At 60.4% G+C, this 15,276-nt stretch carries 18 protein-coding genes and 2 pseudogenes; 14 read left to right on the forward strand and 6 right to left on the reverse strand.

The window, feature by feature from the left end; all coding sequences use genetic code 11:
- Positions 1-251: 251 nt before the first annotated feature.
- The 6 genes and pseudogenes from ACI2KK_RS11035 to ACI2KK_RS11060 all read left to right on the forward strand — a co-directional run bounded on the left by ACI2KK_RS11035 (position 252) and on the right by ACI2KK_RS11060 (position 6,952).
- Positions 252-632 (forward strand): termination factor Rho, encoded by a 381-nt coding sequence (locus ACI2KK_RS11035; protein WP_404668976.1) that lies wholly within the window; start codon positions 252-254, stop codon positions 630-632.
- Positions 633-806: 174 nt separating this feature from the next.
- Positions 807-2,592: pseudogene (locus tag ACI2KK_RS11040) on the forward strand (thiamine pyrophosphate-requiring protein).
- A 98-nt stretch (positions 2,593-2,690) separates the two neighbouring features.
- Positions 2,691-3,218 carry a (2Fe-2S)-binding protein gene (locus tag ACI2KK_RS11045; protein WP_016486348.1) on the forward strand — a complete coding sequence of 176 codons (528 nt, stop codon included), beginning with the start codon at positions 2,691-2,693 and terminating at the stop codon, positions 3,216-3,218.
- Positions 3,215-4,216, forward strand: a complete 1,002-nt coding sequence (locus tag ACI2KK_RS11050; protein WP_404668949.1) for an FAD binding domain-containing protein — start codon at positions 3,215-3,217, stop codon at positions 4,214-4,216. The genes ACI2KK_RS11045 and ACI2KK_RS11050 overlap by 4 nt, the downstream gene beginning before the upstream one ends.
- The gene (locus tag ACI2KK_RS11055) at positions 4,213-6,411 is read left to right on the forward strand and encodes a xanthine dehydrogenase family protein molybdopterin-binding subunit (RefSeq protein ID WP_210015125.1); all 2,199 of its coding nucleotides are present in this window, start codon (positions 4,213-4,215) and stop codon (positions 6,409-6,411) included. Before ACI2KK_RS11050 ends, ACI2KK_RS11055 begins: the two co-directional genes overlap by 4 nt.
- A 214-nt stretch (positions 6,412-6,625) precedes the next feature.
- Positions 6,626-6,952: a KGG domain-containing protein gene (locus ACI2KK_RS11060; protein WP_024717780.1), complete on the forward strand. Its 327-nt coding sequence runs from the start codon at positions 6,626-6,628 to the stop codon at positions 6,950-6,952.
- Positions 6,953-7,075: 123 nt separating this feature from the next.
- Here ACI2KK_RS11060 and ACI2KK_RS11065 read toward each other — a convergent pair whose 3' ends face one another.
- Positions 7,076-7,366 carry a hypothetical protein gene (locus ACI2KK_RS11065; RefSeq protein ID WP_016486344.1) on the reverse strand — a complete coding sequence of 97 codons (291 nt, stop codon included), beginning with the start codon at positions 7,364-7,366 and terminating at the stop codon, positions 7,076-7,078.
- A 153-nt stretch (positions 7,367-7,519) separates the two neighbouring features.
- Positions 7,520-7,939, reverse strand: a complete 420-nt coding sequence (locus ACI2KK_RS11070) for an NUDIX domain-containing protein (protein WP_223817393.1) — start codon at positions 7,937-7,939, stop codon at positions 7,520-7,522.
- Positions 7,940-8,296: 357 nt separating this feature from the next.
- Here ACI2KK_RS11070 and ACI2KK_RS11075 point away from each other — a divergent pair, with 357 nt between their 5' ends.
- The 5 genes and pseudogenes from ACI2KK_RS11075 (at position 8,297) to ACI2KK_RS11095 (ending at position 10,496) form a co-directional block, all read left to right on the forward strand.
- The gene (locus tag ACI2KK_RS11075) at positions 8,297-8,761 is read left to right on the forward strand and encodes an alcohol dehydrogenase catalytic domain-containing protein (protein ID WP_016486343.1); all 465 of its coding nucleotides are present in this window, start codon (positions 8,297-8,299) and stop codon (positions 8,759-8,761) included.
- Between the two features lie 13 nt (positions 8,762-8,774).
- Positions 8,775-9,008 (forward strand): PLDc N-terminal domain-containing protein, encoded by a 234-nt coding sequence (locus ACI2KK_RS11080; RefSeq protein ID WP_016486342.1) that lies wholly within the window; start codon positions 8,775-8,777, stop codon positions 9,006-9,008.
- A 33-nt stretch (positions 9,009-9,041) separates the two neighbouring features.
- A pseudogene (locus ACI2KK_RS11085) lies at positions 9,042-9,389 on the forward strand (short-chain dehydrogenase); the annotation flags it as partial.
- Between the two features lie 316 nt (positions 9,390-9,705).
- Positions 9,706-10,170, forward strand: a complete 465-nt coding sequence (locus tag ACI2KK_RS11090) for a hemerythrin domain-containing protein (RefSeq protein ID WP_404668950.1) — start codon at positions 9,706-9,708, stop codon at positions 10,168-10,170.
- 77 nt (positions 10,171-10,247) lie between these two features.
- Positions 10,248-10,496 carry a hypothetical protein gene (locus ACI2KK_RS11095; protein ID WP_080641017.1) on the forward strand — a complete coding sequence of 83 codons (249 nt, stop codon included), beginning with the start codon at positions 10,248-10,250 and terminating at the stop codon, positions 10,494-10,496.
- A gap of 5 nt (positions 10,497-10,501) precedes the next feature.
- Here ACI2KK_RS11095 and ACI2KK_RS11100 read toward each other — a convergent pair whose 3' ends face one another.
- The 4 genes from ACI2KK_RS11100 to ACI2KK_RS11115 all read right to left on the reverse strand — a co-directional run bounded on the left by ACI2KK_RS11100 (position 10,502) and on the right by ACI2KK_RS11115 (position 12,825).
- Entirely contained in the window at positions 10,502-10,813 is a 312-nt protein-coding gene (locus ACI2KK_RS11100) for a sensor histidine kinase (RefSeq protein WP_404668977.1), read from the reverse strand.
- A complete protein-coding gene (locus ACI2KK_RS11105; RefSeq protein WP_404668951.1) occupies positions 10,810-11,625 on the reverse strand; it encodes a sensor histidine kinase in 816 nt (271 codons plus the stop codon). The genes ACI2KK_RS11100 and ACI2KK_RS11105 overlap by 4 nt, the downstream gene beginning before the upstream one ends.
- Positions 11,626-11,788: 163 nt before the next feature.
- Positions 11,789-12,586 (reverse strand): exodeoxyribonuclease III, encoded by a 798-nt coding sequence (gene xth / locus ACI2KK_RS11110; RefSeq protein WP_054888256.1) that lies wholly within the window; start codon positions 12,584-12,586, stop codon positions 11,789-11,791.
- Positions 12,583-12,825, reverse strand: a complete 243-nt coding sequence (locus tag ACI2KK_RS11115) for a hypothetical protein (protein WP_016486338.1) — start codon at positions 12,823-12,825, stop codon at positions 12,583-12,585. Before ACI2KK_RS11115 ends, xth begins: the two co-directional genes overlap by 4 nt.
- Before the next feature lie 167 nt (positions 12,826-12,992).
- Between ACI2KK_RS11115 and ACI2KK_RS11120 the strand changes: the two genes are divergently transcribed.
- The 3 genes from ACI2KK_RS11120 (at position 12,993) to ACI2KK_RS11130 (ending at position 15,154) form a co-directional block, all read left to right on the forward strand.
- Positions 12,993-13,532, forward strand: coding sequence for a type 1 glutamine amidotransferase domain-containing protein (locus tag ACI2KK_RS11120; protein WP_016486337.1), 540 nt, complete (start codon positions 12,993-12,995; stop codon positions 13,530-13,532).
- Positions 13,533-13,694: 162 nt separating this feature from the next.
- Positions 13,695-14,201: a sigma-70 family RNA polymerase sigma factor gene (locus ACI2KK_RS11125; RefSeq protein ID WP_016486336.1), complete on the forward strand. Its 507-nt coding sequence runs from the start codon at positions 13,695-13,697 to the stop codon at positions 14,199-14,201.
- The gene (locus tag ACI2KK_RS11130; RefSeq protein ID WP_404668952.1) at positions 14,198-15,154 is read left to right on the forward strand and encodes a FecR domain-containing protein; all 957 of its coding nucleotides are present in this window, start codon (positions 14,198-14,200) and stop codon (positions 15,152-15,154) included. Before ACI2KK_RS11125 ends, ACI2KK_RS11130 begins: the two co-directional genes overlap by 4 nt.
- Positions 15,155-15,276: the final 122 nt, after the last annotated feature.

Here is a 15,276-nt window from a genome sequence, read left to right on the forward strand (position 1 = left end):
TGGCGGTACCCATGACAATGGAACGGACAACACGGGAGGTGACGGTACCGATACTGAAACGGGCTCCGGCGGTAATGGAGGGAACGGTAGCGGTGCAGGTCCGGGGAGTGGTAGCGATGGCTCAACCGGTGGTGGATCAGGCGCAGGATCGGGCAGCTAGGTGGAATGGCCGAATGGCCGTGGATCTCCCGTCCATGGCCCGGCGTTCCGGTTTCACCATTGATCAAGCAACTCACTCAGGAGTCAATGCCATGCCACGCGGTGACAAGGACAAATATACGGACAAGCAGAAACGCAAGGCCGAGCACATTGAGCAATCGTACGAGGACAAGGGCGAGGGCAAGGACGAAGCCGAAGCGCGCGCCTGGGCCACCGTGAACAAACAATCCGGTGGCGGTGAAAAGCCGGGAGGCTCGGGCAGCAAGACGCCGTCGCGTGAGAAGAAGACCGCGCGCACGGATTCAGCCAAGCGCGCCGCCGAGTCTCGTCAGGGGCATTCACGCACCTCGCGCGCGTCGCTGGAATCGCAAAGCAAGGAAAGCCTGATGAAGGAGGCGCGCAGCAAAGATCTCAAAGGGCGTTCCACCATGAACAAGGCTCAATTGGTAGAAGCCCTGCATAAACTGGGTTGACGGGAAACTTTTGGCGCGGTGCAAGGCCCACAGCATTTTTGTGGGTTATCGGTTCACCTTCGAGCCTGTCGGCTTTTACCAGGCTCCAGCTGCCAGACCGCTGCGCATACCGTTGAAACTTTCCCGGCACGTGCCAAGTCCAGACGCCTATCGATAACTGAACGGGAGCAGGCAATGACCGGCACGGTAGGCGACTTTCTGGTGGAGCGTTTGTATCAATGGGGCGTACGGCGCATCTTCGGTTACCCCGGCGACGGCATCAATGGCGTGTTCGGCGCGCTGAGCCGGGCCAACGGCAAGATTGAATTCATTCAGGCCCGCCATGAGGAAATGGCCGCCTTCATGGCCAGCGCCCATGCCAAGTTCACCGGTGAGCTCGGTGTGTGCATGGCCACATCCGGCCCGGGCGCCTCGCACCTGCTCACCGGCCTGTACGATGCACGCATGGACCACCAGCCGGTGCTGGCCATCGTCGGTCAACAGGCCCGGGCGGCGTTGGGCGGGCATTACCAGCAAGAGCTGGACCTGCTGTCGATGTTCAAGGACGTGGCCGGTGCGTTCGTTCAGCAGGCATCGACACCGGAGCAGGTGCGCCACCTGCTTGACCGTGCAGTGCGTACGGCTGTCGGCGAACGCCGCGTCACCGCCATCATCCTGCCCAACGACCTGCAGGACCTGCCCTATGACGAACCGCCGAGGGCCCACGGTACGGTGCATTCCGGCATCGGCTACAGCAAGCCCAGGGTGTTGCCGTTCGACGAAGACCTGCAGCGCGCCGCCGAGGTGCTCAATGCCGGGCACAAGGTGGCGATACTGGTGGGTGCCGGCGCACCAGGCGACAGAGCAGGTCATTGCAATTGCCGAAAAACTCGGCGCCGGGGTGGCCAAAGCGCTGCTGGGCAAGGCTGTGGTGCCGGACGACCTCCCATGGGTCACCGGGTCGATCGGCCTCCTCGGCACCGAACCCAGTTATCAGCTGATGACCGAATGCGACACCTTGCTGATGATCGGCTCCGGCTTTCCCTATTCCGAATTTTTGCCCAAGGAAGGCCGGGCGCGAGGCGTGCAGATCGACCTGCAACCCGACATGCTCAGCCTGCGCTACCCGATGGAGGTCAACCTGGTCGGCGACGCCAGCGAAACATTGCGCGCACTGTTGCCATTGATTGAGCACAAGACCGACCGGCGCTGGCGCGACAAGGTGGAAACCTGGCGTACGCAGTGGGACAAGACCGTGGCCAAGCGCGCCTTGGTCAAGGCGGACCCGATCAACCCGCAACGCGTGGTCCATGAACTGTCCCCTCGCCTGCCCGACCACGCCATCATCACCAGCGACTCCGGCTCCTGTGCCAACTGGTTTGCGCGCGACCTGCAGATTCGCCAGGGTATGCAGTGTTCGCTGTCCGGCGGCCTGGCTTGCATGGGCGCCGCAGTGCCCTATGCGATTGCAGCCAAATTCGCCCATCCGCAACGGGCTGTAGTTGCGTTGGTGGGCGATGGGGCGATGCAAATGAACAACCTCGCCGAACTGATCACCGTGGCCAAATACTGGCAGCAGTGGGACAACCCGCAATGGATCTGTGCCGTGTTCAACAATGAGGACCTCAACCAGGTGACCTGGGAGCAGCGGGTGATGGAGGGCGACCCCAAGTTCGAAGCTTCGCAGTCGATCCCCGACGTGCCCTACCATCTTTTCGCCATTTCCATTGGCCTGCAAGGTATCTACGTAGATCGCGAAGAGGACGTTGCCGCTGCATGGGAGCGCGCGCTGGCTGCTGATCGGCCAGTACTGATCGAGTTCAAGACCGACCCGAACGTGCCACCCCTGCCACCCCACATCAAGCTGGAGCAGGCGAAGAAATTTGCCAGTACCTTGCTAAAGGGCGACCCCGACCAGGCGGGCATCATCGTGCAGACAGCCAAGCAGGTGCTCGGCTCGGTGCTGCCTGGCAAGAAGTGATCGGCACCCCGGCGAGCCGGCTGAACGTTTGATCTGCCGGCCCGGTCGCACAACAGAGACGCAGCAGACTGCGCGAACCCTGACCGTGAGGACCTACCATGACCGCGATCGCTTCAAACGGGGCTGCAAAGCACCCCATCCGTCTGACCCTCAATGGTCAGCCCCGAACACTGCAGGTGCATCCTTGGGTCACCTTGCTTGACCTGCTGCGTGAGCAATTGGACCTGGTCGGCACCAAGAAAGGCTGCGACCACGGCCAGTGCGGCGCCTGCACGGTGCTGCGCGACGGCAAGCGCGTCAATGCCTGCCTGACCTTGGCCATCATGTGCGACGGGGCCGACCTGGTGACCATCGAAGGGCTGGCCAGTGGCGACGTCCTGCACCCCATGCAGCGCGCCTTCATTACCCACGATGCGTTCCAGTGCGGTTACTGCACCCCGGGGCAAATCTGCTCTGCGGTCGGGCTGGTTCACGAGGGACGTGCCGACACCCGCGAGGCCATTCGCGAGCACATGAGCGGCAATCTTTGCCGCTGCGGCGCCTACGGCAACATCGTCGCTGCGGTAGAAGAAGCCCTGCCGTTGATGACGGACAGCGCCCAACCACCACGAGGGCAGCACCCATGACGCCCTTCAGCTACCACAAGCCCGCCTCAGTCAGCGAAGCGGTGAACCTGGCTGACGCCTGTTCGCACTTCATCGCCGGGGGTACCAACCTGGTCGACCTGATGAAGGAAAACGTGGTGCGCCCCGAGCGCCTGATCGACATCTCCGGCCTTGGGCTGAACGGCATTCACGTTACCCCTGGCGGCGGCGTATTCATCGGTGCGCGGGTGAGCAATGACGACCTGGCCTGGCACCCGTTGATCGAGCAGCATTATCCACTGTTGTCAGACGCGATCCTGGCGGGGGCATCGCCGCAGTTGAGGAACATGGCCAGCACCGGTGGCAACTTGCTGCAACGTACCCGCTGCTACTACTTCTACGACACCGGCACCCCCTGCAACAAGCGCGAACCGGGCAGCGGATGCCCTGCGCGTGCAGGCATGAACCGCATCCATGCCATTCTGGGTGCCAGCGATGCCTGTGTCGCGACCCATCCCTCGGACATGTGCGTGGCATTGGCAGCGCTCGAAGCCGTAGTGCACGTACAGGGGCGGTCCGGCGAACGGCAGATACCCTTCGCGGATTTCCATTGCCTGCCCGGTGACACCCCCGAGCGCGACAATCAACTGGCATTCGATGAGCTGGTGACAGGCATCGAGCTGCCGCCCCCGGTGTTCGAACGCCATTACCGTTACCTGAAAATACGCGACCGCGCTTCCTACGCGTTCGCGCTGGTGTCAGTCGCTGCAGCCTTGAACTTCGATGGCGACGTGATCCAGCAGGCGCGCCTGGCGCTGGGCGGCGTTGCCCACAAACCCTGGCGGGACCCGGCTGTGGAGCGCCTGCTGGCCGGCCAGGTGCCTTCTGAAGCGCTCTTCAACCGCGCCGCGCAAACGTTGCTGCAAGGCGCACAACCCCTGAGCCACAACGGTTTCAAGGTAACGCTCGCCCAGCGAGCAATCGTGCGGGCATTGGATGACGCGGCGCGCGGCGCCGCTAACGGGGGGGCACGGCCATGATCACAAGCACACCCGTAGTCGGCACGCCCCTGGACCGCGTGGACGGTGTGGCGAAGGTCACCGGGCAGGCCCGCTATGCGGGCGAATACCCCCAGACGGGCCTGCTGCACGGCAGCGTCGTGTCCAGTACCATCGCCCGCGGTCGGGTTCTCGGCATCGACAGCACGCAGGCCATGCGCGTGCCCGGGGTAATCGCCGTGCTCGACCATGGCCATCGTCCGCCTGTCTCCAGTTATGACGACGACTACAGCGATGCCGACTCTGCCGAGGGGGCGCCTTTTCGGCCCTTGTTCAATGATCGAGTGCTGTACAGCGGGCAACCGTTGGCATTAGTGATCGCCGAAACCCTGGAACTGGCCCGCTATGCAGGCTCGCTGATCAAAATCGACTATGCCGAGGAGGCTCACCAGACAGACCTGGGCGCATGCCAAAAATCGCATGCCGCCCCCGCCGAAACACCGGCGCCGCGTGGCGACTTCGCCGGGCAGTTTGCCGAAGCGCCGGTGCAGGTGGATGCCACGTACCTGACGGCCAACGAGTACCACAACCCGATGGAGCCCCATGCATCGACCGTGCACTACAAGGCCGACGGCACTCTGGAAATCCACGACAAGACCCAAGGCACGCAGAACTGCCAGGACTACCTGCACAAGGTGTTCGGCCTGCCCAAGGCAAACATTCGTGTGCGCGCGGCGTTCGTCGGCGGCGCCTTCGGCTCGGGCTTGCGCCCGCAGTACCAGTTGCCGCTGGCAGTGATGGCGGCGTTGCACCTGAAGCGCTCGGTGCGCGTCACACTGACCCGCCAGCAGATGTTCACCTTTGGCTACCGGCCCCGCACCGAACAATGCATGCGCCTGGGTGCAGACGCAAACGGGCGTTTGCTTGCGATCGCTCATGATGCGCTTGGCCAGACCTCCCGCTTCGAGGACTTCACCGAACACCTGGTCGAATGGAGCGGCATGCTGTACCAGTGCGATAACGTTGCGCTCAGTTACCGCCTGGCCTCGCTTGATGTGTACACCCCGCTGGACATGCGGGCGCCTGGGGCCGCGTCCGGGATGATTGCGCTGGAGTGCGCCATGGATGAGCTCGCCTGTGCTGCGCAGATCGACCCGGTAGAGCTGCGCCGCCGCAATTTTGCCGCCAACAATGCCAACGAGGGCAAGCCCTACTCCAGCAAGGAACTGCTGGCGTGCTACCAGCAAGGTGCCGAACGTTTTGGCTGGCATAACCGCACTCCCCAACCGCGCAGCATGTGCAATGGCAACCAACTGGTCGGCTGGGGGATGGCCGGCGGCGTCTGGGAAGCCATGCAGATGAAGGCCAGTGCCAAGGCGCGCATCAATGCCCAGGGCCACCTGACCGTCAGCAGTGCCACCACCGATATCGGGACCGGCACCTATACCGTCATGACTCAGATCGCCGCCGACGCAGCTGGCGTCAAAGTGCAGGATGTCACCTTCATGCTGGGTGACTCCTCACTGCCCACCGCCCCGCTTCAGGGCGGATCGTTCACGGTGTCGTCGGTGGGCTCGGCCGTGCGCCAAGCCTGCCATGTCCTGCGCACCCAGGTACTGGAACACGCGCGCAACATATACCCCCAGGTGGCCAACACACCCCGGCAGCAGATCGTTTTCACCGAGGGCTACCTGCACGCGGGCAACCATCGCTGGGCTTTGGCGGACATCGTGGCGAGCGCCCCCAACGGTAAATTCGAAGTGCAGATCGACGCCGAGCCCGGCGCCAGGCGCCAACCGTTCTCCACCGCCACCCATTCGGCGGTATTCGTGGAAGTTCACGTCGACGAGGACCTTGGCACGATCAAGGTAGCCCGGGTGGTCAGCGCTGTGGCGGCAGGCCGTGTGATCAACCCCAAAACCGCACGCAGCCAGATCCTGGGGGGCGTGGTCTGGGGGGTGGGCATGGCGCTGCACGAAGCCGCATTGACCGACCACCGGTTGGGCCGCATCATCAATCACAACCTGGCGGAGTACCACATCCCGGTCAATGCAGACTGCGGGGATATCGAAGTGATCTTCGTTGAAGAGCACGATGACATTGTCAACGAACTGGGCTCCAAGGGCGTAGGCGAAATCGGCGTTGTCGGGGTGGCCGCTGCGGTGGCGAACGCGGTCTACCATGCCACAGGCAAGCGTATAAGGGAGTTTCCGATCACGCTCGATAAAGTGCTGTAATCGGACAGGGGCCGAGTCGCCCACCCGCTTTGGGCTATCGTCGACGCGCCACAACCGCTAAGCCATGGCAGGGTTCTTTATCACGCAATAGGTTGCCCTTGACGACCTTTCGCGCACCCTGTCAGCAGGTACAAAAGTAAAAGGAGCTTCCAGTACTCGCGGGGCATCGGAAGAAAACACAGGCTCTCTGTGTGAACACACGAGGTGCATGATCATGGCGAACGATCAAGACAAGGCGGGTCAGCAAGGCGGCGCCGCGCAAACCAACCCTGGTAGTTTTGCAAACGACCGTGAGAAGGCTTCGGAAACCGGCCAGAAAGGCGGTCAAATGCCCGGAGGGAAATCTGAGGATCAACAAACAGGGCAAGGCAGCGGCGGTAACCTTAAGGAAGATAATCCTCAGCGTGCCGGTGGTGGAACCCAACACGGTGGTCAAGGAGGGCATACCTCTGGCAGCAAATCTGACCGGGAGCAAGGTATGGACGAAGGGTCGCAAGCTATTCAGGACGAAGACAGCGGGATGACGGAAGACAACCGCTAAGTCCACCAGGGCGATGGAGAGCCCTGGTTTCTTCACCGTCCGTAATTCAGATGCAGCAGTTCGCCTTGAACAGTTGGCCGTCAGCCTCTGTGTCTAACGATCAACCTCGAATTACACCCTGTCCTAGGCCACCTGCACCGCTTTGCGCCATTGATCCGTGGCCAGGCGCCTGGCTCTATCAACACCCCAGGCCAGAGCTCGAGTCATGGACTCGCCTGGACGAGAATTGAACGCTTCTTCGTGCAATGCCATTCCACAGCCGGCATACACACCGATGAACATTTGCGTCTGACCGGTGCGCGAGAGCCTGACCTGCACATCAATCGTGGTGCCGTCATCGAGCTCCTCGTCATGGGTACGATGATGAAGCACTGGATCCGCCCATTCCCAAAACACATCACCTCGAACACGCATGCCGCCCTCCTACGACTTTAGTCTTATACGGAAACCTCAACATAGCAAAGCTGGGAGGCAGTTCAATGACGTAGTCGGTAGTCATACAGGTAACAGACAGCCGGTCTGATTTTCGATACAAACTTATTTTCCTGTACAACTTTGCAGCCTTGGTCAGGCGGTCAGAGCAGGCAACCGCGTTGCCAAGAGCCCGGCAGCTGCGGAATTCAGCAATTCAGGGGTAAGCTTTTCGCGAAGCACCCACTTACACGCGACAATTTCATGGTCGGCAACGGGCTTCTCATTTTCGTGGAATCGGGTGGTGAAGATGTGATGCACAACTGACCCCACTCTGATTGAACACAAAGAAAGCAGGCCATGCCCTTCAATGGATGTCTCCTCACGTAGCTCTCTTGCCGCAGCTGCATGAGGGCTCTCACCAGGCTCAATCAAACCACCTGGGAAATTCCATTTGCCGCCTTTTTTCCGAACAAGCAGTACCCTGCCGCTTCGAAGGCAGATTATCGTTGCCCTGGATTTGATTCTGCATTTTCGTTTGTCCCGCATGCACACACTCGTATCATCATTACCCATCAACACCCACCCTCTCGCGACACAGAGTAATGGACTTCTTCCCTGAAGACGTTTCCATGCTGCGACTCGTTCAATCACAGGGGCGTATTAGCCATCGGTTCGCCTCAGATCAGCAGAGCCCGGCACTGCATGAGCAGTTGCATACCCGAATTTTGGGGGCCAATGACCCTAGTGAGCTCAAGTGCAAGTTGCTGGCAAATCGGGGAATCTCGGTAGCCGCCGGTCGGTGGATGGCCCAGACAGGACCAGTCTGCCCGTTCTCAAGCATCGCCATTGAAGCTGTTGTTTTGAACTTTGCATGGCCTGGAAGCTTCCCCTGCATACCCCCACGATTTTTGTGATGCAGGAGCTAGGAGCATGAGAGCACTGACCTACCACGGAGCAAACGACGTCAGGGTCGACAACGTCCCTGATCCCATCATCGAGCGAGAAGACGACATCATCCTCAAGGTGACTGCCACCGCCATTTGCGGCTCCGATTTGCACCTCGACCGAGGCAAAATTCCAGAGCCCGAAGCGGGTGATATCTTTGGCCACGAGTTCATGTACGCGGGCTTCATTCACGGGTTCATGTTCGGCGACGCGTTCGATAAGGGCCTTACCTTCAAGATGGGCCAGACCCATGTCCAGAAATACCTGCCTGAACTGCTGGAACACATCGAAGCAGGCCGTCTACAACCGGAATTGATCGTCACTCACCGCCTCGCCCTCGAAGAAGCAGCCATGGGCTACAAGGTGTTCGATCAGAAGCAGGACAACTGCCGCAAGGTCATCCTCGTGCCAGGCGCTGCACCCGGCACCTTGGGCCCTGACTACGTATAGAGGAGGTGAAGTCATGAACGGTCTTGCCAGCTACTTCTGGATTGCCGTGGCGGCAATCCTCTTGCTCATCGATCTGTGGGCCATCGTCAGCGTCTTCAGAAGCGACAAGTCAGATGCAGTCAAAGCGGCCTGGGCCCTGCTGATCCTCGCGCTGCCGGTAGTCGGCCTGGGAATCTGGGGCGTTGCTGGCCCGCGCGGCATCAAGCGAGGTACAGGGCCCACCTCCGACGAGCACAGCAAAGGCTGACATCTGCCAGCTGCATTTACAGGGGTTTTCAACATGATCGATCAAGCGACAGGCATGAAATCCGGCGAACGCTATCGCGTGCAAAACGTGGAGCGCGCTCATCAGTTTCCAGGCTTCTTCCAGGACGGGAAGTATTATCTCGGCCCTGAACTTCTCACCGCCGTGGGCTGGCTTGAAGGTACACGCTTCATCTATGACAGCCTGGATGCCGCAGGTGAACCCGTTTTTCCAAACCGGGAGGCAGGCACGGTCGAAGGGCTGACATTGACCCTGGTCGATGGCACTTCCCTTGAGCTCTTACGGATCGAGGCCAGCGACACCATTGTCCCAGTTGCCCCCGGTGCATCGGGTACGGAACGAGAAGCGCCTGACAGTGGCGCCTGGATAAATCGCAGTCCCAAGGCCGAAGACTCATCGGGAAACCTCTTTGAGCCTCCGAATGGCAAGAGGGATATCGACGGAGGCTGGAGGAAGTCAAAACACAAAACGCCGCTGCTGATCGGTGCAGCGGCGTTGGGAGTCCTTGTGGGTTTCACACTCACACATTCACGACGCAGAGATGGCTAGAGGCGGTCTGCGTAACGAGGGCAGCGGGCGCGCCTGAGGGGATGCCAGCCATCTTAATCATTGAACCGTTTCTTTCTGCGTGTACTCAACCTCGAGCAAGTGCTTGATTCAATCCGTGATGAGGAACGCCATGAACGCTATCGACTTACTGATCCAGGACCACAAGCTCGTGAAGAAGCTGCTCGAAGAGCTGTCGACCACTACCGAGCGTGCCGTAAAGAAACGGGCCGAGTTACTCCACAGGATCGAGCAGGAGTTGCAGATCCACACCGCGCTCGAGGAAGAAATACTCTACCCGGCCATCAAGCAAGCGGGTGGCAAGGAAGAAGCGAAGATGTACTACGAGGCCAAGGAAGAACACCGCACTGTCGACGCCCTCGTTCTGCCCGACCTCCTGCATACCGAAACCGGCACCGTCGAATTCGCCGGGCGGGTCAAGGTCATGAAAGAGTTGCTGGAGCATCACATCGAGGAAGAGGAAGGCGAACTGTTCCCCACCGCGAAGAAGCTGCTCAGCCAGGACACCCTCGAGGAGCTTGGGCAAGCCATGGAAATACAGAAAAAGATGCTCAAGGGCGAGCAGCGAGCGGCGTAGTCAAGCGATCACCTGCCAGCGCTCAGCGCGTGGCAGGTGATCGGCTTCAGATACCCCATCATCAGTCGGAAGGTGTCATGGAATACTGGATTGGGTTACTTGAATGGCCTGCGATGTTGATGACTGTGCTGGCAGCGTGGTGCATCGGTTCGCGCCGTCCGGGGCGGAGGAAGGCAGGTTTCTGTTGTTTTATCGCAAGCAACGTGTTGTGGGCCGTCTGGGGCTGGCAAGCTGAAGCCTGGGCATTGATCATCCTGCAATTCTGCCTCTGTGCCATGAACCTGCGAGGCTGGCGAAAAAATACGCAACTGGAAGCGACGGCGTGACCAGCTCATGCCAGGGGCAGGGATACGCGGAAGGTGGTGCCCGATGACGAGTTGGATGCCACGTCGATAGCCCCCCCATGCCGGGCCACGATCTCGCCGACGATGAACAGGCCAAGACCCAGCCCACCGGATGCCTCGTGATGTTCCGACGCCAATCGGGAGTACCTGGCCTGAGGGTTGAATAGATGAGGCACAACATCCGGCGCAATGGGTTTGCCCCAGTTATGTACGCTGAACTCGACTGCCTCAGGGCGTTGGGTCAGTGTTACGGTGATGGGCCTGGCATGATCACCGTGGTGAAACGCATTGGCTATCAGGTGGAAAACACCTGCCCCATCCGGGTGACGTCAAACTGGCCAAATGCTTGCTGGCCGCCCTTCAGGACAACTGTGATCTCAGGGCGGGAAATGCGAAGCTCGTCCACAAGCGTATGGCACACCTGGGAAAGGTCGACAGGTTCTTTCTGGATGGGTATGCCAGTCCCCAGGTTCGCTTTGGCGAGATCGAGTAGATCAGTCACGATTTGCCTGGATCGTGTCACACTGGCCGCAATCTGGTCTGCAATTTTTCGGTCGCGCTCGTTCAGCTGACCTTCACGGCTCAACATCTCGGCGCCCAGAAGGGCTGCCGTCATCGGCGTTCGTAGATCATGCCCAAGTACACCTAGTACCAGTTTCCGTGTTGTCTCCACCGCGATGCCGTACGAGGTGATGGATTCGCTCAAGGCTTGATCAATGGCCTCGTTGAAACGAACCATATCATCGATAGCATGGGGTTCATCAGCCCTCTGCTGCGCAAACCAAAGACGCAGCACACTTGCGCGCAGCGCACGATACTCTGCGACCACTTGATCAAGCGTGAACCCGGCACTCAGCCGGGTAACAGCATGGGCCTGAGCGGCTGTTTCGACCGAGCTCGTTGCCTGCATGCCTCGAGACTTCTCAAACTGCTGGCGGGCTGTCTGTGAGGATGCCATGTCCAGTGCAACGGTTCGCAACATGGCTTCAGCGTGGTTACGCAGGCCTGCAGCATCAAGATCCGGCATAGGGGTCTCGACGGTGCGAGCAAAATCCTCAAAAGCCTCGAGAATGAGCTCGATGTGCTGTGTAATGAACGCATAGAGCCGCACGTCGGGTCCTCGGTGTAATCGCAAGCATCATGGGTGAATGATCAGCATAGACGACGCTGATGACTGAAGATGAACGCGATGAGGTGAAGTGCGTGTAACTTTCCCGATGTGTGCCCAGAGGCCTTTCCAATCCGCCCGTTCCAGCGGGCATCTGCGCTGGCAGCTAGCGCTGCTGGCGACGCCCGCTCAACTGGATCCAGACCGGTGCATGATCACTGGCCTTGGCTTCGTTGCGCACCCAGGCATCCACACCCGCCCGCTTCAGATAAGGGCTGAGACTGGGGTTGAGCAGCAGATGATCAATGCGCAGCCCGGCATTGCGCGCCCAATGATTGCGAAAATAGTCCCAGAACGTGTAGATGCGCTGCTCGGGATACAGGTGACGAACAGCATCGACCCAGCCCTGCGCCAGCAATTGTTGGAAACACGCCCGCGATTCAGGTTGCAGCAGCGCGTCCTTGAGCCATGAGCGCGGGTTATAGATGTCCAGATCGGTCGGCACAACATTGAAATCGCCCGCCAACACCGCAGGGTGGCTGCTGCCCTGCAGTGTTTGGGCATGCTTGATCAGGCACTCGAACCAGCGCAGTTTGTAATCAAACTTGGGGCCAGGTTGCGGGTTGCCATTGGGCATGTAAAGGCAGCTAACCAATACACCGTGCACCGCAGCCTCCAGATAGCGGCTCTGCTGATCGTCCTGCATGCCGGGCAGCCCGCGACGTACCTCCAGCGGCTCGCTATCGCGCGCCAGGATCGCCACGCCATTCCAGGAGGGTTGCCCCTGATACAGGCAGCCATAACCTGCCGCTTCGATGGCCTGGCGCGGAAACTGCTGATCGGCCGCCTTCAGCTCCTGCAAGCAGGCAATGTCCGGTTGCTCCCGCTCCAGCCAGGCCAAGAGCGCAGGCAGGCGGCTGCGGATGCCATTGATATTGAAGGTGGCGATCTTCAGCGCTTTCATGCGTCAGGGTCGCTCACGTGAGCCTGTACGGCATCCTCCAGTGCCCGTATATGTGCCTCGTCGGCCAGTGCCTTCAGCGCCAACCAGTCATCCCAGTCAATCGCGCCGTCGTCCCGCAGCGCCTCGGCGGTGCGAACCAGTTCGTGGTGGTAGGCATCCGGCGATTCGCGCCGGTAGCTGATGTCGTCGTACTGCGCGTACCAGGCTTCAAGTTCAGGAATGCTGCGTTCGATGCTCATGACGGCCGCCTCGTTCTATCCCTGCTAGTGAGAGCCCAGGCCCCGCGCAATTGTTCAACTGCAACGGTCAGCCGGTCAGCCTCCCTACCGCTGAAGCAGTGCATTGGAACTTCTCACCCCTTCCGAGACGTCCCACATCCACACCTGGCGAAAACGGAGATAGAACGATGAGTGCAAAACTGAGTGGCAAGCGCGTAGCCTTTTTGGTCACCGATGGCTTCGAACAAGTGGAGTTGACCGGACCGCGTGAAGCCTTGGAGAAAAACGGGGCCGTGATCGACATCCTGAGTGACAAGGAAGGCACTGTCCGCGGCTGGAACCATGACAAGCCGGCCGACGAGTTTGCGGTGGACGCGACGTTCGACAGCGCCCACCTCGACCTTTACGATGCCATTGTGCTACCGGGTGGGGTACAGAATTCCGACACCATCCGCCTGATACCTGGCGCCCAGAAACTGGTGAAAAGCCACAACTCGGCCAGCAAGCCGCTGGCGGTGATCTGCCACGGCGCCTGGCTGCTGGTGTCGAGTGGACTGGCCAAGGGCAAACGGATGACCAGTTACCAGACATTGCAGGATGATATCCGCAATGCAGGTGGTGACTGGGTCGATGAAGAGGTAGTGGTGGACGGCAACCTGATCACTAGCCGCAAGCCGGATGATATCCCCGCCTTCAGCGAGCAATTGATCAGGGCCCTTGCTGGCTAGCTGCCCGACCCGTGAACTGGCAAATACCTGGTTTGCCAGTTCAACACGCCAGCGCCGTTTGCATGCAATCACCTGACGGTTGCTGCAACGGTTTGCAAAACCGGCCCACCACCTTACAATCGCGATTAATTCCCATATGCATCTGATTAGCGGAAAGGTGAAGTGCCCATCGACGCCCCACTGCAACCCATCGACAGCCTGTATCGCGACCACCACGGCTGGCTGCAAGGCTGGCTGCGCCACCGCCTGGGTGATCGCGAGCGGGCGGCGGACATCGCTCAGGACACTTTCCTGCGCCTGCTGGTAACCCGCCGCCTGCCGGAACAGCGCGACGGCCGTCGATTCCTGGTGCAGATCGCCCGCAATCTGGTCATAGACCAGTGGCGTCGCCAGCGTATCCACCAAGCGTATCTGGAGAGCATCGCCGCCCTGCCCGAGCCAGAAACGCCGTCACTGGAAACCCGCGCGATCGTGATCGAAACCCTGATGCAGATCGACGCCATGCTCGACAAGATGCCTGCAAAGGTACGCGAGGCATTCCTGCTGTCGCAATTTGAAGGGCTGACCTACACACAGATCGCAGCGCGGCTGGACGTCAGCGTCAGCTCGGTGCAAAAGTACATGCTCCGCGCCATCACTGCCTGCTATCAGGTCCTGTACGCTGAATGAAGAACGTCAGCGAAGCCCCCCTCTCCCCCGCAATCGTCGAGCAGGCCAGCCATTGGCTCATGCTGCAATGGAGCGGTGAGTTCAAAGCGGCGCAACAGCAGCGCTTTCTTGAATGGCGCGCCGCGGACCCGGAGCACGATCGCGCATGGCGACGCCTGGAGCGCCTGCAAAGTACCCTGAGCGGTGTCCCAGCGGATACAGCACTAGGGGTGCTGCGCGAGCTGCCCGATGCGCGTCGTCGGCAGGCGCTCAAGCTGCTCGGCACGCTGCTGTTGGCCGGCGGGAGCGGCTATCTGGTCCATTCACAATCCCCTTGGCGCGAAGCCACGGCAGACCTGCGCAGCGGCACTGGCGAACGCTTGCAACGCTCGCTGGACGATGGCAGCCAACTTAGCCTGAACAGCGGCACTGCGGTTGATATCCGGTACAACGCGTCGGAACGGCGCATTTGCCTGCTCGCTGGGGAGTTGTTGCTTGAAAGTGGTCATGACCCGGCGCATCGCCCGCTGATCGTTGAAACTGCAGCGGGAGAAATCCAGGCGTTGGGCACACGCTTTTCCGTGTACCAGCGTGAGGATGGCAGCCACGTCGAGCTGTTTGAAGGCGAGCTGGAGCTGCGTCCGCGGCAGTCGCCCGCCAGCCGCCTTCACGCAGGACAAAGTCGCTGGTTTTCCGCCAATCGCCTCGGCGACCTCGGGCCAGCCAACCTCAACACCATCGCCTGGCTAGACGGCCGCTTGATCGCCGAGCGCATGCCGCTGGGGCACTTCGTCGCCGAGCTGGCTCGCCATCGTCCCGGTGTGCTTCGCTGCGACCCCGCTGTAGCGCAGTTGCCACTGACGGGGGTGTTTCCCTTGGCAGACACCGACCGCGTGCTGATGGCAGTTCAGCAGTCGCTGCCCGTAAAAATACAGAGATTGACGCGCTTCTGGGTCAATGTCAGCCCGGCTTAGAAACGCACAAGACTGCTGGCCGTTTGCTGCCAGCCTGGAATGGCAAAAAAGAGTTTGTGCGGTGTTGTCGTTTTGGTCGAGTTGTACGGGATACCTCTTGAAACCCATCAACAAGCCTTCTC

The sequence above is a fragment of the Pseudomonas sp. NPDC089406 genome, from assembly GCF_044900265.1.
Taxonomy (GTDB): Bacteria; Pseudomonadota; Gammaproteobacteria; order Pseudomonadales; family Pseudomonadaceae; genus Aquipseudomonas; species Aquipseudomonas fakonensis.

Bases quoted from the DNA above. Each gene is read 5' to 3' on its own strand.
- ACI2KK_RS11070 (WP_223817393.1), bottom strand. From the start codon at position 7,939: ATGGGTAATGATGATACGAGTGTGTGCATGCGGGACAAACGAAAATGC.
- ACI2KK_RS11065 (WP_016486344.1), bottom strand. From the start codon at position 7,366: ATGCGTGTTCGAGGTGATGTGTTTTGGGAATGGGCGGATCCAGTGCTT.
- ACI2KK_RS11080 (WP_016486342.1), top strand. From the start codon at position 8,775: ATGAACGGTCTTGCCAGCTACTTCTGGATTGCCGTGGCGGCAATCCTC.
- ACI2KK_RS11130 (WP_404668952.1), top strand. From the start codon at position 14,198: ATGAAGAACGTCAGCGAAGCCCCCCTCTCCCCCGCAATCGTCGAGCAG.
- ACI2KK_RS11060 (WP_024717780.1), top strand. From the start codon at position 6,626: ATGGCGAACGATCAAGACAAGGCGGGTCAGCAAGGCGGCGCCGCGCAA.
- ACI2KK_RS11035 (WP_404668976.1), top strand. From the start codon at position 252: ATGCCACGCGGTGACAAGGACAAATATACGGACAAGCAGAAACGCAAG.
- ACI2KK_RS11045 (WP_016486348.1), top strand. From the start codon at position 2,691: ATGACCGCGATCGCTTCAAACGGGGCTGCAAAGCACCCCATCCGTCTG.
- ACI2KK_RS11055 (WP_210015125.1), top strand. From the start codon at position 4,213: ATGATCACAAGCACACCCGTAGTCGGCACGCCCCTGGACCGCGTGGAC.
- ACI2KK_RS11090 (WP_404668950.1), top strand. From the start codon at position 9,706: ATGAACGCTATCGACTTACTGATCCAGGACCACAAGCTCGTGAAGAAG.
- ACI2KK_RS11095 (WP_080641017.1), top strand. From the start codon at position 10,248: ATGGAATACTGGATTGGGTTACTTGAATGGCCTGCGATGTTGATGACT.
- ACI2KK_RS11075 (WP_016486343.1), top strand. From the start codon at position 8,297: ATGAGAGCACTGACCTACCACGGAGCAAACGACGTCAGGGTCGACAAC.
- xth (WP_054888256.1), bottom strand. From the start codon at position 12,586: ATGAAAGCGCTGAAGATCGCCACCTTCAATATCAATGGCATCCGCAGC.
- ACI2KK_RS11115 (WP_016486338.1), bottom strand. From the start codon at position 12,825: ATGAGCATCGAACGCAGCATTCCTGAACTTGAAGCCTGGTACGCGCAG.
- ACI2KK_RS11050 (WP_404668949.1), top strand. From the start codon at position 3,215: ATGACGCCCTTCAGCTACCACAAGCCCGCCTCAGTCAGCGAAGCGGTG.
- ACI2KK_RS11120 (WP_016486337.1), top strand. From the start codon at position 12,993: ATGAGTGCAAAACTGAGTGGCAAGCGCGTAGCCTTTTTGGTCACCGAT.